Origin of the sequence: Microbacterium songi, assembly GCF_042747925.1 — a bacterium.
Lineage (GTDB): Bacteria > Actinomycetota > Actinomycetes > Actinomycetales > Microbacteriaceae > Microbacterium.
On the sequence record NZ_JBHZIE010000001.1, the window covers coordinates 654,626 to 675,260 of the forward strand.

Below are 20,635 nucleotides of genomic sequence, written 5' to 3' on the forward strand. Positions count from 1 at the left end.
CGGTGGGCCCGATGAGCCTCGACCTCCTCTCCTCGTCCGGCACGGGCTCGCTCGAGCCGTGGACGTCGCCGGCTCTCTACTGGGCGGGGATGACCCGGGCGATCGCCGAGGTCTCGGGGCCCGTCGCCGCGGTCAACCTCGACGCGCTGCGATTCAACGCGCTCGACCTGGTGGTGCGCGCGAGCGGTGTGCCGATCCGCGTCGCGAGCAAGTCGGTGCGGGTGCGATCGATCGTCGATGCGACCCTCGCGGTCGCCGGCTACCGAGGCATCCTGGCCTTCACCCTTCCCGAGGCGCTCTGGCTGGCACGCTGGCATCACGACGTCGTGCTCGGGTATCCCACGGCCGACCGCGCCGCCCTCGCGGCTCTGGCCGAAGACGAGCAGGCGGCTGCCCGCGTGACCCTCATGGTCGACGACCTGGCCCAGCTCGACCTGCTCGACGACGTCGTGAGCCCCGCGGCGCGCCCCCGCATCCGTGTGGCGATCGATGCCGACGCGTCGTGGCGGGCCCCGGGCCTCGGACACATCGGGGTGCGCCGATCGCCCGTGCACGACCCGTCCGAGGTGGCCACGCTGGCGCGGGCGATCGTCGCACGACCGGGGTTCACCCTCGTCGGATTGATGATGTACGAAGCTCAGATCGCCGGTCAGGGGGATGCCACGGGCTCGGGTGACGCGATGGTGCGCTGGATGCAGCGGCGGTCGTCTGCAGAGCTCCTCGACCGCCGCGGGGCCATCGTGGCCGCGCTGCGCGGCATCGCGCCGCTCGAATTCGTGAACGGCGGCGGCACGGGATCGCTCGAGTACACCGCGTCGGATCAGTCGGTCACGGAGGTCACGGCGGGGAGCGGCCTCCTCGCCGGGCATCTGTTCGACGGCTATCGCGGTTTCGCGCCCGCGCCGGCGGCGGCGTTCAGCCTCGAGGTGGTGCGCAAGCCCGCTGCCGACATCGCGACGGTGCTCGGCGGGGGGTGGATCGCCTCCGGGCCGCCGGTGGCCTCGCGTCAGCCGTCGCCGGTGTGGCCTCCCGGGCTCAAGACCCTCGCACGCGAGGGCGCCGGTGAGGTGCAGACGCCTCTCCAGGGGGAATCGGCGCGAGGACTGTCGATCGGGGATCGCGTATGGTTCCGGCATTCCAAGAGCGGCGAACTGGCCGAGCGGGTCGAGAGCTACCATCTCGTGCGCGGGGAGCGTCACGTCGGCACCGTGCCCACGTATCGCGGCGAGGGGAAGGCGTTCCTGTGACCCGCCCGGGTGGCGAGTGGCGGAACTGGGGGAGGACCGCTCGGGTCCGGCCGCAGCGCGTCGAATTCCCGACGACGCCCGAAGCCGTCCAGCGAGCCGTGCGCGCCGCGATAAGCCGGGGGATGCACGTGAAGGCGGTGGGCGCGGGACACAGCTTCACCGGCATCGCGGTCGCGCCGGGGCTTCTGCTCAACCTGACCGACCTCTCCGGCGTGGTCGCCGTCGATACCGCCCGCTCCCGCGTGCGGCTGCGGGCCGGCACGCGTCTTCATCGCATCCCCGGACTGCTCGCGCCCCACGGTCTCGCGATGGAGAACCTCGGCGACATCGATCGTCAGTCGATCGCGGGCGCCATCTCCACGGGCACGCACGGTACAGGTGCCGCGTTCGGCGGGATCGCGACGCAGATCGTGGGCGCGACACTCGTGACCGGCGACGGCGAGCTGCTCACGGTGGACGAGACCGAGAACGCCGACCTGCTCCCGGCGGTGGCCCTCGGACTCGGCGCTCTGGGCATCCTGGTGGATGTGACCGTGCAGTGCGTTCCGGCATTCATGATGAGCGCGGTCGAGCATCCCGAGCCCGTGGATGAACTGCTCGAAACGCTCGATGCCCGGGTCGCGGCATCCGATCACTTCGAGTTCTACTGGTTCCCGCACACGGACGTCGCTCTCACGAAGACCCACACCCGCCTTACCGGAGACGCGATGCGACGGCCCCTGCCGAGGGTCGGCAAGTGGGTGGACGAGACACTGCTGTCGAACGGGGTCTACCGCGTGGTGTGCGCGATCGGCACCGCCCTCCCGGCCGTCATCCCGTCGTTCTCCCGCGTCGCCGTCACATTGACCGGAGACCGCGAGTACACGGATGCCTCGACCGCGGTCCTGACGCAGAGCCGCACGGTGCGCTTCCGTGAGATGGAATACGCACTCCCGGCCGAGGATGTGCGGCCCGCATTCGAGGCCGTCCGGGCGCTGATCGCCGAGCGCGGCTGGCGCATCTCGTTTCCGATCGAGGTGCGTTTCGCGCGGGCAGACGACCTCTGGCTGTCCACCGCGCACGGTCGGGCGACCGGTTACATCGCCGTGCACCGGTATTGGCGTGAAGACCCGACCGAGTACTTCGAGGCGGTCGAGCAGATCATGCGGGAATACGGCGGGCGCCCGCACTGGGGGAAGATCCATGGTCAGGATGCGGCGAGCCTGCGGGCGCAGTATCCGCGTTTCGATGATTTCCTGGCGGTGCGCGACCGGCTCGACCCCGAGCGCGTCTTCCGGAACCGTTATCTCGACCGGGTACTCGGTGAGTAACGGCTGAGAGTCGCCGCTGTCATCTCAGCCGCTCCACATGCGTGTGCGAGGATGAAACTTCATCGTGAACGGAGTCGCACCGTATGTGGGAATGGCTGATCCCGGTCCTGATCGTCGTCGCACTCGTCGTGATCGTCGGCATCTATCTGTGGGCTACGTACAACTCGCTCGTCCAGCTGAACGTCCGCGTCGATGAGGCGTGGAGTGACATCACCGTGCAGCTCAAGCGTCGCGCGGATCTTCTTCCGAACCTCATCGAGGCGGTGAAGGGCTATGCCGCGCACGAGAAGGCGGTCTTCGAGAACGTGACCCGAGCGCGCGCCGAGACGCTGTCGGTGTCGAGCCCTGCCGATGCCGGAGTGGCGGAAGGCCACATGCAGCAGGCGCTGAGGTCGATCTTCGCGGTCGCCGAGGCGTACCCGCAGCTGCAGGCGAGCCAGAACTTCCTTCAGCTCCAGCAGTCGATCGTCGACACCGAGGACAAGATCCAGGCGTCCCGCCGCTTCTACAACGGGGGAGTGCGCGAGCTCAACACGAAGATCAAGGTCTTTCCGAACAACCTCTTCGCGCGGAATCTCGGCTTCCACGAGCGCGAGTTCTTCGAGGTGGTCGACGGGGCTGCCATCTCCGAGCCGCCGCGCGTTCAGTTCTGAGCGCGTCCCGCCGCCCCTGATCCGGACCCGCCGTGTACCGCGCCATCGCGCGCAACAAGCGCAACACCTGGTTCATCCTGATCGGCTTCGTCGCGTTCCTCGGTGCGATCGGCGTCGTGGCCGGCTGGTTGGCCGGGAACAACTGGTGGGTCACCGCTGTCATCCTCGTGTTCGCCGGCGGCTACGCGACGGTGCAGTACTTCACCGCGGACCGGCAGGCACTGGCGCTGTCCGGGGCGGTCGCGGTGTCGCAGACCGAAGCCCCGCGCTACCACCGTCTGGTCGAGAACCTCTGCATCGCGACGGGGACACCGATGCCGAGACTCTACGTCGTGGAGGACCCGGCACCGAACGCCTTCGCCACGGGGCGGAGGCCGGAAGAGGCGTCGATCACGGTGACGACGGGCCTGTTCGAGCTGATGACCGACCGAGAGCTCGAAGGTGTACTCGGCCACGAACTCGGACACATCCGCAACTATGACATCCGCGTGTCCCTCATCGTCTTCGGTCTCGTCGTCGCCGTCGGCATCCTCGCCGACCTGATGATGCGGATGGCGTTCTTCGGTGGCCTCCGCGGACGCGGAAACAGCGGCAACGGGCAGGCGCAGGTGATCTTCCTCGTCTTCGGACTCGTCGCCGCGGTCATCGCCCCACTGCTCGCCGGTGCCGTCCAGGCGGCGATCTCGCGTCAGCGCGAGTACCTCGCCGATGCCACGAGCGCGATGACGACGCGCGACCCCGACGGCCTGGCGTCCGCGCTCGGCAAGCTCGCCGAATACGGTTCGCCGCTGCAGAAGTCGAACACCTCGATGGCGCATCTGTGGATCGCCGATCCACTGCGCCCGAACGCGCTCGCGCGGATGTTCGCCACGCATCCGCCGCTGCCCGACCGGATTGCCCGGCTGGAGAAGATGGGCGGGACGTTCTAGCGATGGTGCACGAGCTGACGCGAGCGCAGGCGAGAAGACTCGCGGTGACGGCGCAGCTGCTGGCGGCGGAGCGTCCGGGTGGGATCGTCGAGACCGTCTACGGCCTCACCGCTCTGCCGATCGACCCCACGGCGGCCATCGCGCCGAGCGCGGACCACATCCTGTGGAGCAGGCTCGGGTGGCCCTATCAGCACGCAGATCTCGTGCGCGCCGCCGAAGTGGATCGCGACATCTTCGAGTGGGGCGGGTTCTACCGGCTCACGTCGGATCTGCCGCTGCTGCGCGCGCAGATGGCGGGCCGTCCGTCGGATGAGAAGTCGCGCGCGTGGCTCGCGGCGAATGAGGGGTTTCGTCGGGACGTGCTGGACCGACTGCGCGCGGACGGCCCGGCCCACGCCGCACAGATCCCCGACACCGCGCAGGTGTCGTGGACGTCTTCGGGGTGGACCGACAACCGCAACGCGCAGCAGATGCTGGAGATCCTGGTCGGCATGGGCGTGGTGGCGGTCTCGGGTCGCGACGGCAAGGGGCGGCTCTTCGACCTCGCCGAGCGCGTGTACCCGCCGGATCAGCCGGACGTGTCGCCCGAAGACGCCGCGCGCGAGCGCAGGGAACGCAGGCTGGGCGCGCTGGGCATCGCGCGGGAGAGGTCGATCGCGCAGCCGTTCGAACCGATCGACGTCGGTCCCCCGGGGGAATCGGCGGTGGTCGACGGGGTATCCGGGCTCTGGCGCGTCGACGCGGAGGCGCTCGACGCGCTCGACGGGTTCGTCGGTCGTGCAGCGCTGCTCTCTCCGCTCGACCGTCTCGTGTTCGACCGGGATCGACTCGCCGAGATCTTCGGCTACGAGTACGTGCTCGAGATGTACAAGCCGGCGGTGAAACGGCGCTGGGGCTACTTCGCTCTGCCGATCCTGTACGGCGATCGATTCGTCGGAAAGCTCGACGCGAAAGCCGACCACAAGGCAGGGATGCTGCGCGTGCACGCCATCCACGAAGACGAGACGTTCAGCACGGAGGTGTCCGACGCGGTGCGCGCCCAGGTGCGGGATCTCGCAGAGTGGCTCGGGCTGACCGTGGACGGTCTCAGCTGACGTCGGGCGCGCGCTCGGTGCGCGTGGCCTCGGTGAGCACGCCGGCAAGGTCGACGGTCGCATCTCCCCACCGCGAGACGGCGATGTTCTCCAGCCCCTGCCAGCGTGCGGCCACACGCAGTTCGTGCGCGACGCGCTCCGCGGCATCCGTCGGACGCCCACGCTCCCACCAGGCCGACTGCACGCGCAGGGTGGACTGTGCCCGGTCGGCCTTCAGATCGACGCGCCCGACCAGGTCGTCCCCCACCAGCACGGGCAGCGAGTAGTACCCGAACCGACGCTGCGGCGCCGGCGTGTAGATCTCGATGCGGTAGTCGAAATCGAAGAGGCGCTGCGCGCGGTCTCGGAACCAGACGACGGGATCAAAGGGCGTCAGGATGGCCGTTGCACCGATCCGGCGAGGAACGGCGGCGTCGCGGTGCATCCAGGCGCGGGCCGGACGCCCGGCCGACAGCCAGCCTTCGACGGTGACCTCGCGGAGCTCGCCGGCGTCGACGAGATCGCGGATGGACGCCATCACGCGTGGCCGATCCTTGATGCGCCAATAGTCGGCGAGATCGGACGCCGTGGCCACACCGTAGGCGCGAGCGCTGCGCCGGATCAGTTCGCGGATGGCATCGTCGCGCGGCACGGGATTCGCGAGCACATCGGCGGGTATGACGTGCTCCGCGAGCGCGTACCTCCGCTCGAAGCCGTGCCGCCCGGCGATCGCCACGTCGCCGAATCGCCACAGGTACTCGAGGGCCTGCTTCACGACGTCCCAGTCCCACCACGGCCCACGGCGGCCCTGAACGGCGTCGCGCTCGATCTGCGCGGGTCGCAGCGGACCGCGGACCGCGAGCTCGGCACGCACCCAATCCACCGTGTCGGCGTGCTGTGCGAACCATCCGTCGGGATCGGTGCCGTAGGCGGCCCGCGCGTCGTCCATGCGGAAGCGGAACAGTGCCCAGTCGGCAGCCGGGACGAACGCGGCGACGTGCGCCCATGATTCGACATACGGCGCCTTGCGGGCGAACAGCAGCCGGTCGAGCACCGTCGTGTCGTAGCTCCCGAGCCGGGAGAAGAGAGGCATGTAGTGGGAGCGGGAGAACACATTGACGGAGTCGATCTGCAGGGCGCCCATGCGGGTGAGCGCGAGGTTGAGCTGCCGCGTGCCGACGACGTCCGGACGCGGCCGCGCGAAGCCCTGGGCGGCCAGCGCCACACGCCGTGCCTGCGCGGCGCTGAGGCTGTCTGTCACGAGCGTCAGCCTAATCAGGGGCGACGACACGGTGTGCCCGCGCGGCCTCCGCCGTTCCGGAGGGGCGCTGCCCGCGCGGCTTAGACTGGCGTGATGAGCGACCAGCGGGACGAGCCCAAGGGCAGTGTCTTCGATGCGCTCCGCGACCGGCGCCGCGTCGTGAGCAGTGACATGTCGGGCTCGATCCCGCGGGGGCTGCGCCTCGCCACCGCGTATTCGTGGCGCATCCTCATCATCGCCGGAGCGATCGCTCTGGCCATCTGGCTGATCATCCAGCTCAAGCTGCTCGTCATCCCCCTGCTCGTCGCCATCCTCATCACGGCGCTGGTGTGGCCCGTGTTCACCTTCATGCTGCGGCACAAGGTGCCGCGGTGGCTCGCCATCGTGATCACCCTCCTCGGTACCTTCGCCATCGTCGGCGGGCTCGTCTCGCTGGTCGTCTGGCAGATCTCCCGAGAGTGGCCGTCGGTGCAGGCGCGGACATCCGAGGGGATCGCGGGGTTCCGCCGGTATCTCATCGACGGGCCCCTCCACCTCACCTCGCCTCAGATCAACGACTACCTCCAGCAGATCGGCCAGTTCGCGCAGCAGCAGATCGACCTGCTCTGGTCGGGGGCACTGGCCATCGGCACCACCGTCGGTCACACGGTGACCGGCGGTGTGCTCGCGTTCTTCATCCTCATCTGCGTCCTGGCCGACGGCGCCGGCATCTGGCGGTGGACGCTCAAGCTCTTCCCACGCGCCGCCCGACCCGCGGCCGACGGTTCGGGACGCGCCGGATGGCTCACGGTCGTCAGCTACGCGCGCACGCAGCTGCTGGTGGCGACGATCGACGCGATCGGCATCGGCTTGGGCGCCTTCTTGCTGGGGGTGCCGCTGGCCATCCCGGTGGCCGTGCTCGTGTTCCTCGGAGCCTTCGTCCCGATCGTGGGCGCCGTGGTGACCGGCACGCTGGCGGTGTTCCTCGCGCTCGTCTACAACGGTCCGTGGACGGCGCTGTGGATGCTCATCGTCGTGCTCGGCGTGCAGCAGCTCGAGGGCCATATTCTGCAACCGATCCTGATGGGCTCCGCCGTCAAGGTGCACCCCCTCGCGGTCGTGCTCGTCGTCGCCGGCGGCGCCATGATCGCCGGCATCCCGGGCGCCCTGTTCGCCGTTCCGCTGGCGGCTTTCGTCAACGTGGTCGCGGTCTCGCTGAGCACCCGCTCCTGGGAACACGGCGGCGCACCGCCCCCCTCCGGCGACCTCATCTGGAACCAAGTGCCCCGCCCGAGGAGAAAACGCACGTGATGATCCCCACCCTCGCCGAGTTCGAGGACGCGCGAGCGACTCTGCAGGGGGTCGTCTCGCATACTCCCCTGGAGGAGTCCCAGCACCTGACCGAGGTGCTCGGCGTGCCGGTCTATCTCAAGCTGGAGAACCTGCAGCGCACCGGCTCGTTCAAGATCCGCGGGGCCACCTACCGGCTCTCGCGCCTCACCGAGGAGGAGCGGGCGCGAGGCGTCGTGGCGGCGTCGGCGGGCAACCACGCCCAGGGGGTCGCACTGGCCGCCCAGAAGCTCGGCATCCCGGCGACGATCTTCATGCCCCTCGGGGTGCCGGTGCCCAAGCTGCTGGCGACCCGGGGATACGGCGCCGACGTGATCCTCGAGGGCGAGACCGTCGAGACGCCGCTGCGGCTCGCCGCCGAGTTCGCCGAGCGGACGGGCGCCGTGCTCATCCATCCCTTCGACCATCGCGACATCGTCGTAGGACAGGGCACCCTCGGTTTGGAGCTGTTCGACGATCTCCCCGAGGTGGAGACGGTCGTGGTGAGCATCGGCGGGGGAGGACTGGCTGCCGGCATCGCCGCTGCGATGCGCGCCCGGGCCGAGGCCACGGGGCGCACGGTGCGCGTCATCGGCGTGCAGGCGTCGAATTCCGCGGCATATCCTGATTCGCTGGCGGCAGGGCACCCGCTGCAGGTCGCCACCCGTCCGACGATCGCAGACGGCATCGCCGTGGCGCGGCCGGGCGTCGTGCCCTTCGAGATCATCCGCGAACTCGTGGACGACGTGGTGACGGTGAGTGAGGACGACATCGCCCGCGCGCTGCTGGTACTGCTCGAGCGGGCGAAGCAGGTCGTCGAACCTGCCGGCGCGGTCGGCGTCGCCGCCATCCTCGCGGGCAAGGTCCCCGCTTCCGGCCCGACGATCGCCCTCCTGTCCGGAGGCAACATCGACCCGCTCCTGCTCCAGCGCGTCGTGGCGCACGGGCTCGCGGCATCCGGTCGATACATGTCGCTGCGCATTCCGCTGCCCGATCGGCCCGGCCAGCTGGCGCGTGTCTCGGAGCTGCTCGCGGAGGCCGGTGCGAACGTAATCGAGGTGCTGCACACGCGTCATGGTCAGGGGATGCAGATCAGCGAGGTCTCGCTGCAGCTGAGCGTCGAGACTCGTGGCGAAGAGCACCGAGCCCACGTGATCGACACTCTGGAGCGCGCCGGATTCGAGCCCACGGTCGTCGCCGACTGAGGACGGTGCGGCGGCGCAGACGATTCTGCGCCGCCGCGTCGCTACTGGCCCGTATAGGTCTCGACCTTGGTCACCTCGACGCTGATCTCGCGTCCGTTCGGTGCGAGGTACGAGGTCTTCGCGCCCTCTTTCAGGCCGAGGATCGCTGCGCCCAGCGGGGACGCCTCGCTGTACACGTCGAGCTCGGAGTTCGCGGCGATCTCGCGGTTGCCGAGGAGGAAGACCTCCTCGCCCCCGGCCACGAGCGCCGTGACAACGGTGCCCGGTTCGACGATGCCCCGGCTCGCGGGCGCCTCGCTGACCGTGGCGGTCTTCAGCAGATGCTGCAGGGTGCGGATGCGGGCCTCCTGCTTGCCCTGCTCGTCCTTGGCCGCGTGGTAGCCGCCGTTCTCCTTCAGATCGCCCTCTTCACGCGCCGACTCGATGCGCTTGGCGATCTCCTCGCGGCCGGTGGTCGACAGGCGCTCGAGCTCGGTGGCGAGGCGGTCGTAGGCATCCTGGGTGAGAAACGTCACGGGGGCGTCGTTGGACACGGTCGTCTCCTTCGGTCGGCCGTAGCCGACATATCAAAACGCCCCGGCACCTGCCAGGGCGTCTGTTGACTGCGTGCCGCCCAGATTACGTCACCCAGCAGTTGTTGACAAAACCTGTCGTCGCCGCGGCGACCGTCGGGATCGTCTCCTGATACTCGCGCGTGCGGCGGTCGGAGGCCTCGTACTGCACGATCTTCCAGCCGACGGTTCCGTGGTCTTCATCCTGCGCTTCGAGCGCGCAGGCGATGGCGGCGCCGTCGGGGGCCGAGATCTGGAAGGTGATGCTCGCGGAGTGATCGCCGCGCAGCTCGAACGCCGTGTCTTGGAACCCGACCGAGTTGAACGTCCCCGGCAGGATCAACCACGCGAGTCCGCCGACGACGGCGGCGACGATCACCGAGATCACTCCGATGCGCACGCGGCGCCCGCGCGGAGTCACGCGTCCGTAGCGCTCGTCGAGCATTTCCTGGGTGGTCATGACGCCTGTTCGGGGAGGGGCGGGTGGCCTGAACGGAAAGAATAGGCTGGTGTCTCCAGGCTAAGCGCTTCGGCGCAGAACGAGGACATCACCCATGGACGCAGCGATCACCGCGTTGAGCGCGCTCGCGCAGACCGTCGCACCCCGCACGGGTCTTCTCGGCACGCCCACCCCGGCGCCGTCGAGCGTGGATCCCGATCTCGTCACCCCCGGTACGTGGGGCTTCGTCGCCATCGCGTTCGTCGCGGTCGCGGTGATCCTGCTCGTGTGGGACATGCTGCGCCGCATCCGCCGTGGACGTTACCGGGCCGAGGTACGTGAGGAGCTGGACGCCGAGGAACTGGCGAACGAACAGGCCGATGCGGCGGTGCGCGCCTCGGACACCGACGGCGAGGACATCGACCCCGTCGAGGACGGTACCGGCGACACCGGACGGCCCCGCCGGGACTGACCCCGGGTCAGCCGGGCAGGCCGAGCGACGGGCTGGCCGGATGCAGCGCGATCAGCAGGCAGGCCGCCCAGTGGCAGAGGAACGCCAGCACGGTGCACGCGTGGAAGATCTCGTGGAAGCCGAAATGGCCCGGCCACGGATTGGGGCGCTTCATCGCGTAGACGATGGCCCCACCGGTGTACAGCAGCCCGCCGACGATGACAAGGAGCATCATGGTCGGGCTGACACGGAACAGATCGACCATGTACATGACCGCCGCCCAGCCGAGCAGCAGGTAGAGCGCCACATACAGCCAACGGGGCGCGTCTATCCAGAACACCCGGAACAGGATGCCGAGCACAGCGCCGCTCCAGACCAGGGTGAGCAGCAGCACTCCCTGCGACGGGGCCAGCGCGAGCACGGCGATCGGCGTGTAGGTCCCGGCGATGAGCAGCAGGATGTTCGCGTGGTCGATGCGCTTGAGCGTCGCCTTGGTCTTCGGGCCCCAATGGAAGCGGTGATAGAGGGCGGAGTTGCCGAACAGCAGCAGGGACGTCACCATGAACACCGCCGCCGCCCATTTCGCCGTCGTGCCCTGTGCCACGGCGATCAGGACGATCCCCGCCACGAGGGCGACCGGGAAGGTCGCGGCGTGCAGCCACCCCCGCCAGGTGGGCTTGACCTCATCCTGTGCCCCCACTGCTCCCGCCTCGAGAAGGGGGAGCTGCGGCATCTCTGCGCCGTCGTCGATCGGGGGGCGTCGGACCATGTTCCGAGCCTACGCGTCGCGCTCGCCCGGAGGTGCGCGTGTGGGGGCCCGGGAGAGGGCGATAGCGTAGAGCGTGTGGCGCAGATGTCGGCGAACGAGGGGAGAGGCCCCCTTTATCGGCTGTACATCAATCGCCTCCGCCGACAGCTGACCCCCGAGACCGTCCCGCATCACGTCGCCATGATGATCGACGGCAACAGGCGGTGGGCGCGCCAGCTCGGCTACGAGTCCGCTGCCCACGGCCACCGCGCGGGCGCGGCCAAGATGCGCGAGTTCCTGCAGTGGTGCGATGACATCGGCATCAAGGTCGTCTCGCTCTACCTCCTGTCCAACGACAATCTGCTCAAGCGCGACTCGCGCGAGCTGACTGATCTCCTCGAGATCATCGCCGAGCTGGCGGACGAGCTCTCGCGGGAGCGCGACTGGCGCGTGCAGCACGTCGGTCGCTCCGACGGCCTTCCGCCGGAGCTCGCGCGTGTCCTCGCGGAGGCCCAGCGTCGCACGCGCGAGCACACCGGGCTGCACGTCAACCTGGCCGTCGGCTACGGCGGGCGCGGTGAGATCGTCGACGCCGTCCGGAGCATCATCGCCCAGCACGACCAGGGTGGCGGCTCACTCGAGGAGCTCGCAGACAGTCTCACGCCCGAGCAGATCGGCGAACACCTGTACACCGGAGGCCAGCGCGACCCCGACCTGGTCATCCGTACGTCGGGTGAACAGCGGCTCAGCGACTTCCTGCTGTGGCAGAGCGCACACAGCGAGTTCTACTTCGTCGAGGCGCTCGGGCCCGACCTGCGTGAGGTCGATTTTCTTCGCGCCATCAGGGATTTCGCGACGCGGGACCGCCGTTACGGCGGCTGAGTCCGCGGTCTGCGCATCGTTCTCCCGCGGGGGATGTCAGGAATTCACACAGTCGTAACGAACACGCCGCGTGTCGAGGATGCGCCGCATCGGCCGCGGACGTACGTTCATGACAGCGGGCAGGGCGCCCGTTCGAGTCGGCCTTCAGGATCGCGACTCGTGGCCCAGGCCGACTCGTGAATACCGGGATTCCACCCGGGTCGGGAGTGGGTTGTGACCACCAGAGCAGCACAGCAGCACAGCCGGATGATCGATGACGAGCAGGCTGAGGATCTGCGCACGTATGTGTTGGACACGTCGGTACTTCTGAGCGATCCGCGGGCGTTCTTCCGCTTCGCGGAGCACTCCGTCGTGATTCCCGTCGTCGTGATCACCGAGCTGGAAGGCAAACGGCACGACCCCGAGATCGGCTACTTCGCCCGTCAAGCCCTCCGCCACCTCGACGAGCTCCGCGTCGAGCACGGGCGCCTCGACTTCCCTGTCCCCGTCGGTGAGGGCGGCACGCTGCGCGTCGAGCTGAACAACACCGACGCCTCGGTACTGCCCTCAGGGATGCGCCTCGGCGACAACGACAGTCGCATCCTCGCCGTCGCGATGAACATCGCACAGGACGGACAGGATGTGACCGTCGTGTCGAAGGACCTGCCGATGCGCGTCAAGGCCGCGTCGCTGGGGATCACCGCCGAGGAGTACCTCGCCGAACAGGCGGTCGACTCCGGCTGGACCGGGATCGCGACGCTCGACGTGTCGGGCGATGAGCTGAGCGACCTCTACGAGAGCGACGTGGCCACGAGTGAGGGTGTTCGCGGGCTGCCGGTCAACACCGGCCTCATCGTGCACTCCGAACGCGGCTCGGCGCTCGGGCGTGTGACCGGCAACGGCTCCTACCGGCTCGTGCGCGGCGACCGCGAGGTCTTCGGAGTGCACGGCCGCTCCGCCGAGCAGCGCATCGCGATCGACCTGCTCACCGACCCCGATGTGGGCATCGTCTCGCTCGGCGGCCGTGCCGGCACGGGCAAGTCCGCGCTCGCCCTGTGCGCGGGCCTCGACGCCGTGCTCGAGCGGCAGCAGCAGAAGAAGATCATCGTCTTCCGTCCGCTGTTCGCTGTCGGCGGCCAGGAGCTCGGTTACCTGCCCGGAGACCAGGGGGAGAAGATGGGGCCGTGGGGTCAGGCGGTCTTCGACACGCTGGGCTCGGTCGTTTCGGGCAACGTGGTCGAAGAGGTCATCGACCGTGGTCTCCTCGAGGTGCTGCCGCTCACGCACATCCGGGGACGATCCCTTCACGACGCGTTCGTGATCGTCGACGAGGCGCAATCGCTCGAGCGCAACGTGCTGCTGACGGTGCTCAGCCGTATGGGGCAGAACTCCCGCGTCGTGCTGACGCATGATGTCGCTCAGCGCGACAACCTGCGGGTCGGCCGTCACGATGGCGTCGCCTCCGTCATCGAGACGCTCAAGGGTCACGACCTGTTCGGGCATGTCACGCTGATGAGGTCGGAGCGCTCCGCGATCGCCGCGCTCGTCACCGAGCTCCTGGAGGCCAGCGAGCTCGCCTGACCGCGAGAGTGTCGAGGGGCCCGGGGAGCGGCATCCCGGGCCTCTCTTCGTGCCCGGTGTGCAGTCTCTATGGATTCACCTGGATGAGAAGAGTCTCATGCGATCTGACAGCCGGACGAGCAGACCTCTGTCACCATAGATACAAGGCGCGAAAGCGCCCACGATTCCCGCTCAGGCGGGTTCCCCGTCCGTCGCAGACGACAGTCACGGCGGATAGAAGAGAAAACAACCGCGCTCCTCCCCAAGACAGTGCGGTTGAATCGGTCGGAGTCCCCCAGCTACCGACCCTTCCCAGCCCCCGACGTCCCCCAGCGTCGGGGGCTTCTTCATTGCGTGGGTGTCGTGGCGGAGCTACTCCCACCGGTAGCCCGCTCCGCGGACCGTCGTGATGTGCTGCGGGCCGAATTTGCCGCGCAGATAGCGCACGTAGACGTCGACAACGTTCGAGCCCGGATCGAAGTCCATGCCCCAGACGCGGCTCAGCAGCTGCTCTCGGCTCAGCACCTGCCCGGGATTGCGGAGGAACTGCTCGGCGAGCGCGAATTCGCGCGACGACAGATCGATCTCGCGGCCGGCGATGCTGGCCCGGCGCGACAGCACGTCGAGGGAGACATCGCCGTGCACGATCGTGATGCTCGCCGCACTGGCCGTCTCGCGCAGCCGTGAGCGGATGCGCGCGAGCAGCTCGTCGAACTTGAAGGGCTTCGCGATGTAATCGCCCGCGCCCGCATCGAGACCCGCCACCGTGTCCCGTGTGCTGGAGCGCGCGGTCAGCATGATCACAGGAACCGTCGACCCCTGACGCCGCAGTCGTCGCAGCACTTCCAGTCCGTCGATCGACGGCAGGCCGATGTCGAGGAGCACGAGGTCGACGTCGCCCGACAGCGCCTGATCGAGCGCCTCGAGGCCGTCTTCGGCGACGACCGTCGTGTAGCCCGAGGCGGCGAGACCGCGGGCGACGAACGCCGAGATACGGGACTCGTCTTCGGCGATCAGGATGTGCGTCATGCGCTGGACTCCCTCTGCAGCACCACGTCGCCGGCTCGCACGGGAGCGGGGAGCTCCGTGGCGCGAGTCCCCAGGGGGACGTGGATCGTGAACGTCGCGCCGCCGCCGATGGTGTCTCCGACCGAGCAGTGTCCGCCGTGCGCTTTCGTGATGGCGTCGACGATCGCGAGCCCGAGGCCCGAACCGCCGACGGAGCGCTTCACGTGCGCGCGGTCGAACCGACGGAAGATGCGGTGGCGAGCGGCCGGAGGAATGCCCGGACCGTGATCGCGCACCCACAGCCGCACCTCCCCGGTGTCGGTCGTGCTGCCGATCTCGATCGGAGAGTCCTCCGGCGTGTATTTGGCGGCGTTGTCGGCGAGCTGCAGCCAGGCCTGGAGCAGCCGGTCGTCGTCGCCGAAGACGGTGCCGTGGGCGCGACCGCGGATGCGCCACGTATGACCGGGAATGACGGCGACCAGCTCGCCGACCCGGTCGGTGAGGGAAGCGACATCCACCTCCTCCATCGTGAACTGGTCGGCTTCCGCTGTCGCCAGCAGATCGATGTCCTCCACCAGCCGCGTCATGCGGTCGAGTTCGGCGATCCCGATCTCGCGGGTGTTCTCGACGTCGGCCGCGTCGTTCGGGTTCATCAGCTCGAGATGCCCGCGGACGATCGTGATCGGCGTCTTGAGCTCGTGGCGCACGTCGTCGAGAAGATTCCTCTGCACGTCGACCGAGCCCTCGAGGCGGTCGAGCATCGAATTGACCGTACGCGTGAGGTCGGAGATGTCGTCGTTGCCCTGCGTGGGCAGGCGTGCGCCGAGGTCGGTGATCGTGATGGAGTCGGCCGTGTCGCGCAGCTGGCGGAGCGGCCCGAGGAGGCGACCGGCCACGAACCAGCAGACGATGCCGATCGCGATGAGCATCACGACGGCCGCGATGGCGTAGATGAGGAAGGACCAGGTGACGGGGGCGAGTTCTGCGTCCAGGTCAACGGCGCGGACGAAGAGCGCCTCCCGGTCGTCGCCCGCCACACTGATCGGCACGGCGATGTAGCGGAGCGTCCCTTCGGGAGTGGTCGCGCTCGCCGGGACACCACCGCCGTCGCGCGTCGCCTCCTGCGCCAGAAACGAGATCACTCCGGTGTCGGCGGAGATGGAGAAGCCCGAGAGCTCGGGGGGCTGAAACCGTGCGACCCCATCGATGATGCCGACGGATGCCTCGTTCCGGGCCAGCACCACCCTGCCCACGACGTCGCCGAGATAGTCCGACACCGAGGTGTATCGGGTCGGGTCGGGGATCTCGGTGACCGTCGTGACGTCCGAGGGCGCGGCATCCGTCCCGCCCCCCGACGGTGCACCGTCGCCGGCCGGAGACACACTCGCCACCTGACTGATGAGACGTGTATCGATGTCGGCCAGCACCCGTTCACGTTGGACGAGGAAAGTGATGGCGCCCACGATCGCCAAACCGACGCACGCCACGGCGAGGATCGCCCCCAGAATCCGTACGCGCGCCGATACGGGTCTCGGCGTGCGAGTCACACCCTGATTATTGCGCGAGAACGCTCCGCGTGGGCATCGATCACCCGGGATGGGTCATCGAGAGCAGATCGAGCTTCTCGTCGAGTTGCGCGAGGGTGAGGTCGCCACGCTCCACGTAGCCCAGATCGATGACCGCTTCGCGCACCGTGATGCCCTGGGCGACGGCGTGCTTGGCGATCTTCGCGGCGGCCTCGTAGCCGATGAGCTTGTTGAGTGGGGTCACGATCGAGGGCGACATCCCCGCGAGCGCGGCGGCGCGCTCGAGGTTCGCCTCGAGGCCGTCGATGGTCTTGTCGGCCAGGACCCGCATGGCGTTGGAGAGCAGGCGGATCGACTCGAGCAGCGCGGTGCCCATCACGGGGATCGCGACGTTCAGCTCGAACGAGCCCGACGCGCCGGCCCACGCCACGGTGGCGTCGTTGCCGATCACCCGCGCGCACACCATCAGGGTCGCCTCGGGCACGACCGGGTTGACCTTGCCGGGCATGATGGAAGAACCGGGCTGGAGGTCGGGGATGTGCAGCTCGCCGAGCCCGGTGTTAGGGCCGGAGCCCATCCAGCGGAGGTCGTTGTTGATCTTGGTCAGCGAAACCGCGATGGTGCGCAGGGCGCCGGATGCCTCGACCAGGCCGTCGCGGTTCGCCTGGGCCTCGAAATGGTCCTTGGCCTCGGTGATCGGCAGCTCGGTCTCGGCGGTCAGCAGCTCGATGACCTTCTGGGGGAATCCGATGGGAGTGTTGATCCCGGTGCCGACAGCCGTTCCGCCCAGGGGCACCTCGCCGACGCGGGGGATGACCGCCTGCACTCGCTCGATGCCGAGGCGCACCTGACGGGCGTATCCGCCGAACTCCTGGCCGAGCGTCACCGGGGTCGCGTCCATCAAGTGGGTGCGGCCCGACTTGACGGCATCCTTCCAGAGCTCCGCCTTCGCTTCGAGCGAGACGGCGAGGTGATCGAGGGCCGGGATGAGGTCGTCGATGAGAGCCTGCGTCACCGCGATGTGCACGGAGGTCGGGAAGACGTCGTTGGAGGACTGCGAGGCGTTGACGTGGTCGTTCGGGTGCACCGGCGCACCGAGCGAGCGCGTCGCGAGGGCCGCGAGCACCTCGTTCATGTTCATGTTCGAGGACGTCCCGCTGCCGGTCTGGTAGGTGTCGACGGGGAACTGGTCGTCGTGGACGCCCGTGATGACCTCGTCCGCCGCCGCGGCGATCGCATCGGCGATGGCGGCGTCGAGCGTGCCCAGTTCTTTGTTGGCGAGCGCTGCGGACTTCTTGATGCGCGCGAGCGCAGCGATCTGGGCGCTCTCGAGGCCTTTGCCCGAGATGGGGAAGTTCTCGACCGCGCGCTGCGTCTGCGCGGCGTACAGGGCGTCCTTCGGGACGCGGACCTCTCCCATCGTGTCGCGTTCGATGCGGTATTCGGTGTCAGTCACGTCGTCGTTCCTTCGAGATGGGGCTTGTTCGTGCGGAGATCGTGCAGTTCGCTGCCGTGGCGAGCGGAAAAATCAGGCGGACACGTCTGCGCGCTCGTCGCGAGCGGCGCCGACGATGATGTCGGGGACCGCAGTGCCCTCGTCGAGACGGTAGTTCGCACCGACGATCGCCAGTCGACCCTCCTCGACCGCATCGCGGATCAGATCCGAGGAGTGCATGAGCTCGGCGACCGTGTCGCGCAGGTGCTCGCGTCCGACGCGCTCGGCGTCGATGTCGTCGACCGGTCGGCCTTCGGCAGCGCCGTCGCGCACGACGCGGCGCACCGCGGGGACGATCGGCGCGATGAGTCGCCAGATGTGCGGGGGCAGCTCGGGGGAGTCGGGCTTGGTGCTGTCGATCGCGGCGCGGACCGCGCCGCAGGCATCGTGGCCCAGGACGATGATGAGCGGCACATCGAGGACGGCCACGGCGTATTCGAGGCTGCCGACGACGGAGTCGGAGATCACCTGCCCGGCGTTGCGGACCACGAACAGGTCGCCGAGGCCCTTGTCGAAGATGATCTCGGCGGCCAGTCGCGAGTCGGCACAGCCGAACAGGGCCGCACGGGGCTTCTGCGCCGCTGCGAGCACGTGACGCCGTTCGACGTCCTGTCGGGGGTGCCGCGGTTCGCCCGCGACGAAACGGGCGTTGCCGCGTCGCATCTCGTCCCACACCGTTCCGGGATCGGGTCGCTCGTCGGTCACTCTGCCTCCTGGCGAAGTTCGCGGATCTGGTCGCTGACGGATGAGGCTGCGGCGTCCAGCGCTTCCTGCGAGGACGTGCCGTAGACCATGACGGTGTCGGGCCCGGCCTGCGTGCTGAGGGCTGCGGAGATGTTGCCGGCCGCCTCGGGGTTCGCGATGCGGTAGCTGGTCCACTCGATGCCGTCGATGGTGACCGTGTCGTCCGCGCCTGCACCATTGAGCACTCGCGTCGGCCACGCGGCATCGGCGTCGAACCCCTGTGCGATGCGGAGGAACCCGGATGCCTCGTCGGGGGCGTAGACGACCGTCCAGGCCGCGACGGCGTCGCCCTCGACGGCTGCGCCGTTCACCGTCCAGCTTTCGGGGACCGCGGGCACGATGACGGTGCGCTCCAGGTTCGATGAGACGGACTGTGCGACGGCGGACACGTCGAGCGCGGCGCGCGGCGCGGGCTGGCCGCGCGGCACGGCGAAGATGATGACGGCCACCACGGCAAGCGTCACCAGAAGTGCCGCGACGAGGTTACGGGTGGTCTGGCTGGAGCGGTAGACGCGGGACGACTCGGCTTTGCGCGCGGCGGTCTCGCCCGCCGTTTCGGGTCTGCCGAGTTCGGCCACCACGCGGGAGGACGACGAGGCCATCATCGTGCCTCGGTGTCATCGTGTCGAGGGGGGCCGCCACGGCCTGCGTCGTCGCTCGCGCGCGCCGCGTCGAGGCGTCGCTTGGCACCGAGGAGCCACTCCTCGCAGCGGGCGGCCAGGGCCTCGCCGCGTTCCCACAGCGAAAGCGACTGCTCGAGGGTGGGCGCGCCCTGCTCGAGTTCGGCGACGACGCGCATGAGCTCGTCGCGCGCCTGCTCGAACGAGAGTTCGGCGACCTCCGCGACATCCCCGTTCGACAGCGTCATAGCCTCCATCTTAGGCCGATCGGTCCGCATCCACGGCCGGGGCCGACTCGGCGATCTCGCCCTCCGAGCGGGCCGCGAGTGATCCGCGCTCAAGCGTGACGATGACGCGCGAACCTGCCGGCGCCTGAAGGGCGTCGCGCACGATCACCCCGTCGGCGAGGTGGGTGATGGCGTAGCCCCGGGCCAGCGTGGCGGCGGGGGAGAGCGCCCGCAGCGTGGCCCGCAGTTCGGCGGTGCGGCGCGCCTGCGTCTCGATGCGGCGATCGACGATGTCGCGCCCTCGCGACACCTGCATCCACAGTTCCTGCGCCCGGCCGTCGATCATCGACGAGGGCGCGCGCAGCACCGGGCGCGAACGCAGCTGCTCCAGCTGCAGGATGTCGTGCCGCACGCGCTGCGTGAGGCGCGTCGACAGTCGGGCGCGGAGGTCGCGGACGACGGCGCGCTGCTCGGCGACGTCGGGCACGACCCGCTTGGCGGCATCGGTCGGCGTCGAAGCACGGAGGTCCGCGACGTCATCCAGCAGAGGCCGGTCGTTCTCATGTCCGATCGCGCTGACGACGGGTGTGGATGCCGCGGCCACCGCTCGCAGCAGGCGTTCATCGCTGAATCCGAGCAGGGTCTGCGGATCGCCACCGCCGCGCGCGATGATGATGACGTCGACCGCGGGGTCGGCATCGAGCGCCTTCAGGGCGGCCAGCGTCTCGGGAACACAGCGGTCACCCTGCACGGCGGCATATCGGACGCGGAACTGCACGTGCGGCCAGCGCAGCTCGGAGTTGCGCAGGACGTCTTTCTCGGCATCCGATCGCTCGCCGGTGATCAGTCCGATGGTGTGCGGCAGGAACGGAAGCCGCTTCTTGCGGGCGGCGTCGAACAGACCCTCGGAACGCAGCTGCACGCGCAGGCGCTCGAGGCGTTCCCACTGGTCGCCGAGCCCGACGTGGCGCATCGACGAGACCGCGAAGGTGAAGTCTCCGGTTTTGGGGAAGAAGTCGGCCTTGACGCACGCGATGACGTGATCGCCGGATTTCAGGTCGTCCGGCAGCCGCTGAAGCGTGCTCGACCAGATGCGGAACGAGATCGTCGACCCGCCGGCCAGGTCTTTGAGGCGTCCGAAGACGTTCCCCCCTCGGACGTTCCAGGAGGTGATCTCGCCTTCGACCCAGACCGAGCCCCACTTGTCGATGAAACCGCGGATGGTGTCGTTCAGGCGCGACACCGACGTGGGCGCCGCCTGACTCGACTCTCGCGGGTGCACGGAGTCGGCGGGGGGTGCCTCACCGGGCACGATGGCGGGCTGGAACGAGGTCATCTGGTCCTTCGTGGTCCGGGCGGCGGCGCACTCAGCCAGTGCACCGGTGCCCCCCGTAGAATCAAGGGGTGAGCACATCTGCC

The 20,635-nt window shown here is 69.0% G+C and carries 21 protein-coding genes; 10 read left to right on the forward strand and 11 right to left on the reverse strand.

Annotated elements, in window-relative coordinates; genetic code table 11:
• Positions 1 to 11 precede the first annotated feature (11 nt).
• The 5 genes from ACFM35_RS03360 (at position 12) to ACFM35_RS03380 (ending at position 5,233) form a co-directional block, all read left to right on the forward strand.
• Positions 12 to 1,247: an alanine racemase gene (locus ACFM35_RS03360; protein ID WP_378838304.1), complete on the forward strand. Its 1,236-nt coding sequence runs from the start codon at positions 12 to 14 to the stop codon at positions 1,245 to 1,247.
• Positions 1,244 to 2,557, forward strand: a complete 1,314-nt coding sequence (locus tag ACFM35_RS03365; protein WP_378838307.1) for a D-arabinono-1,4-lactone oxidase — start codon at positions 1,244 to 1,246, stop codon at positions 2,555 to 2,557. Before ACFM35_RS03360 ends, ACFM35_RS03365 begins: the two co-directional genes overlap by 4 nt.
• Positions 2,558 to 2,640: 83 nt before the next feature.
• Positions 2,641 to 3,210, forward strand: a complete 570-nt coding sequence (locus ACFM35_RS03370) for a LemA family protein (protein WP_378838310.1) — start codon at positions 2,641 to 2,643, stop codon at positions 3,208 to 3,210.
• A gap of 32 nt (positions 3,211 to 3,242) precedes the next feature.
• Positions 3,243 to 4,139 (forward strand): M48 family metalloprotease, encoded by an 897-nt coding sequence (locus tag ACFM35_RS03375; RefSeq protein ID WP_378838312.1) that lies wholly within the window; start codon positions 3,243 to 3,245, stop codon positions 4,137 to 4,139.
• A 2-nt stretch (positions 4,140 to 4,141) separates the two neighbouring features.
• Positions 4,142 to 5,233, forward strand: coding sequence for a DNA glycosylase AlkZ-like family protein (locus ACFM35_RS03380; RefSeq protein ID WP_378838315.1), 1,092 nt, complete (start codon positions 4,142 to 4,144; stop codon positions 5,231 to 5,233).
• Here the strand turns inward: ACFM35_RS03380 and ACFM35_RS03385 are convergent.
• Positions 5,226 to 6,473 (reverse strand): winged helix-turn-helix domain-containing protein, encoded by a 1,248-nt coding sequence (locus ACFM35_RS03385; protein WP_378838318.1) that lies wholly within the window; start codon positions 6,471 to 6,473, stop codon positions 5,226 to 5,228. The two genes, ACFM35_RS03380 and ACFM35_RS03385, sit on opposite strands and share 8 nt — an antisense overlap.
• A 93-nt stretch (positions 6,474 to 6,566) precedes the next feature.
• Between ACFM35_RS03385 and ACFM35_RS03390 the strand changes: the two genes are divergently transcribed.
• Both ACFM35_RS03390 and ilvA read left to right on the forward strand, forming a co-directional pair.
• A complete protein-coding gene (locus ACFM35_RS03390; RefSeq protein ID WP_378838321.1) occupies positions 6,567 to 7,763 on the forward strand; it encodes an AI-2E family transporter in 1,197 nt (398 codons plus the stop codon).
• Positions 7,763 to 8,986 carry a threonine ammonia-lyase gene (ilvA, locus tag ACFM35_RS03395; RefSeq protein WP_378838650.1) on the forward strand — a complete coding sequence of 408 codons (1,224 nt, stop codon included), beginning with the start codon at positions 7,763 to 7,765 and terminating at the stop codon, positions 8,984 to 8,986. Before ACFM35_RS03390 ends, ilvA begins: the two co-directional genes overlap by 1 nt.
• Positions 8,987 to 9,027: 41 nt before the next feature.
• Here ilvA and greA read toward each other — a convergent pair whose 3' ends face one another.
• Both greA and ACFM35_RS03405 read right to left on the reverse strand, forming a co-directional pair.
• Complete coding sequence (gene greA, locus ACFM35_RS03400) at positions 9,028 to 9,519, reverse strand: transcription elongation factor GreA (RefSeq protein WP_378838323.1); 492 nt, start codon at positions 9,517 to 9,519, stop codon at positions 9,028 to 9,030.
• Between the two features lie 85 nt (positions 9,520 to 9,604).
• On the reverse strand, positions 9,605 to 9,997 hold the full coding sequence (locus ACFM35_RS03405; protein ID WP_378838326.1) for a DUF4307 domain-containing protein: 393 nt from the start codon (positions 9,995 to 9,997) through the stop codon (positions 9,605 to 9,607).
• Positions 9,998 to 10,091: 94 nt separating this feature from the next.
• Between ACFM35_RS03405 and ACFM35_RS03410 the strand changes: the two genes are divergently transcribed.
• A complete protein-coding gene (locus tag ACFM35_RS03410; RefSeq protein ID WP_378838328.1) occupies positions 10,092 to 10,448 on the forward strand; it encodes a hypothetical protein in 357 nt (118 codons plus the stop codon).
• A 7-nt stretch (positions 10,449 to 10,455) separates the two neighbouring features.
• Here ACFM35_RS03410 and trhA read toward each other — a convergent pair whose 3' ends face one another.
• The gene (gene trhA, locus ACFM35_RS03415; RefSeq protein ID WP_378838330.1) at positions 10,456 to 11,196 is read right to left on the reverse strand and encodes a PAQR family membrane homeostasis protein TrhA; all 741 of its coding nucleotides are present in this window, start codon (positions 11,194 to 11,196) and stop codon (positions 10,456 to 10,458) included.
• 84 nt (positions 11,197 to 11,280) lie between these two features.
• On the opposite strand from trhA, the gene ACFM35_RS03420 reads away from it, so the two are divergent.
• Positions 11,281 to 12,057 (forward strand): isoprenyl transferase, encoded by a 777-nt coding sequence (locus ACFM35_RS03420; protein ID WP_378838653.1) that lies wholly within the window; start codon positions 11,281 to 11,283, stop codon positions 12,055 to 12,057.
• A 246-nt stretch (positions 12,058 to 12,303) separates the two neighbouring features.
• The gene (gene phoH2 / locus ACFM35_RS03425; protein ID WP_378838655.1) at positions 12,304 to 13,617 is read left to right on the forward strand and encodes an RNA 5'-3' helicase PhoH2; all 1,314 of its coding nucleotides are present in this window, start codon (positions 12,304 to 12,306) and stop codon (positions 13,615 to 13,617) included.
• Between the two features lie 351 nt (positions 13,618 to 13,968).
• On the opposite strand, the gene ACFM35_RS03430 is transcribed toward phoH2, so the two are convergent.
• From ACFM35_RS03430 to xseA, 7 genes are all read right to left on the reverse strand, one after another.
• Positions 13,969 to 14,625 (reverse strand): response regulator transcription factor, encoded by a 657-nt coding sequence (locus ACFM35_RS03430; RefSeq protein WP_378838333.1) that lies wholly within the window; start codon positions 14,623 to 14,625, stop codon positions 13,969 to 13,971.
• Positions 14,622 to 16,151 (reverse strand): sensor histidine kinase, encoded by a 1,530-nt coding sequence (locus ACFM35_RS03435; RefSeq protein WP_378838336.1) that lies wholly within the window; start codon positions 16,149 to 16,151, stop codon positions 14,622 to 14,624. The genes ACFM35_RS03430 and ACFM35_RS03435 overlap by 4 nt, the downstream gene beginning before the upstream one ends.
• A gap of 40 nt (positions 16,152 to 16,191) precedes the next feature.
• Positions 16,192 to 17,586, reverse strand: coding sequence for a class II fumarate hydratase (locus ACFM35_RS03440; RefSeq protein ID WP_378838338.1), 1,395 nt, complete (start codon positions 17,584 to 17,586; stop codon positions 16,192 to 16,194).
• Positions 17,587 to 17,658: 72 nt separating this feature from the next.
• Positions 17,659 to 18,288, reverse strand: a complete 630-nt coding sequence (locus tag ACFM35_RS03445) for a carbonic anhydrase (RefSeq protein WP_378838657.1) — start codon at positions 18,286 to 18,288, stop codon at positions 17,659 to 17,661.
• A 38-nt stretch (positions 18,289 to 18,326) separates the two neighbouring features.
• Entirely contained in the window at positions 18,327 to 18,971 is a 645-nt protein-coding gene (locus ACFM35_RS03450) for a DUF4245 family protein (RefSeq protein WP_378838341.1), read from the reverse strand.
• Complete coding sequence (locus ACFM35_RS03455) at positions 18,971 to 19,246, reverse strand: exodeoxyribonuclease VII small subunit (protein WP_378838344.1); 276 nt, start codon at positions 19,244 to 19,246, stop codon at positions 18,971 to 18,973. The genes ACFM35_RS03450 and ACFM35_RS03455 overlap by 1 nt, the downstream gene beginning before the upstream one ends.
• A gap of 1 nt (position 19,247) precedes the next feature.
• Positions 19,248 to 20,552: an exodeoxyribonuclease VII large subunit gene (gene xseA / locus ACFM35_RS03460; protein ID WP_378838347.1), complete on the reverse strand. Its 1,305-nt coding sequence runs from the start codon at positions 20,550 to 20,552 to the stop codon at positions 19,248 to 19,250.
• Positions 20,553 to 20,635 lie beyond the last annotated feature (83 nt).

Excerpts from the sequence above, each read along its gene's own strand:
- ACFM35_RS03360 (WP_378838304.1), top strand. The coding sequence starts at position 12 with ATGAGCCTCGACCTCCTCTCCTCGTCCGGCACGGGCTCGCTCGAGCCG.
- ACFM35_RS03370 (WP_378838310.1), top strand. The coding sequence starts at position 2,641 with ATGTGGGAATGGCTGATCCCGGTCCTGATCGTCGTCGCACTCGTCGTG.
- ACFM35_RS03380 (WP_378838315.1), top strand. The coding sequence starts at position 4,142 with ATGGTGCACGAGCTGACGCGAGCGCAGGCGAGAAGACTCGCGGTGACG.
- ACFM35_RS03390 (WP_378838321.1), top strand. The coding sequence starts at position 6,567 with ATGAGCGACCAGCGGGACGAGCCCAAGGGCAGTGTCTTCGATGCGCTC.
- ilvA (WP_378838650.1), top strand. The coding sequence starts at position 7,763 with ATGATCCCCACCCTCGCCGAGTTCGAGGACGCGCGAGCGACTCTGCAG.
- ACFM35_RS03405 (WP_378838326.1), bottom strand. The coding sequence starts at position 9,997 with ATGACCACCCAGGAAATGCTCGACGAGCGCTACGGACGCGTGACTCCG.
- ACFM35_RS03410 (WP_378838328.1), top strand. The coding sequence starts at position 10,092 with ATGGACGCAGCGATCACCGCGTTGAGCGCGCTCGCGCAGACCGTCGCA.
- trhA (WP_378838330.1), bottom strand. The coding sequence starts at position 11,196 with ATGGTCCGACGCCCCCCGATCGACGACGGCGCAGAGATGCCGCAGCTC.
- ACFM35_RS03420 (WP_378838653.1), top strand. The coding sequence starts at position 11,281 with ATGTCGGCGAACGAGGGGAGAGGCCCCCTTTATCGGCTGTACATCAAT.
- phoH2 (WP_378838655.1), top strand. The coding sequence starts at position 12,304 with ATGATCGATGACGAGCAGGCTGAGGATCTGCGCACGTATGTGTTGGAC.
- ACFM35_RS03430 (WP_378838333.1), bottom strand. The coding sequence starts at position 14,625 with ATGACGCACATCCTGATCGCCGAAGACGAGTCCCGTATCTCGGCGTTC.
- ACFM35_RS03445 (WP_378838657.1), bottom strand. The coding sequence starts at position 18,288 with ATGCGACGCGGCAACGCCCGTTTCGTCGCGGGCGAACCGCGGCACCCC.
- ACFM35_RS03450 (WP_378838341.1), bottom strand. The coding sequence starts at position 18,971 with ATGGCCTCGTCGTCCTCCCGCGTGGTGGCCGAACTCGGCAGACCCGAA.
- ACFM35_RS03455 (WP_378838344.1), bottom strand. The coding sequence starts at position 19,246 with ATGGAGGCTATGACGCTGTCGAACGGGGATGTCGCGGAGGTCGCCGAA.
- xseA (WP_378838347.1), bottom strand. The coding sequence starts at position 20,552 with ATGACCTCGTTCCAGCCCGCCATCGTGCCCGGTGAGGCACCCCCCGCC.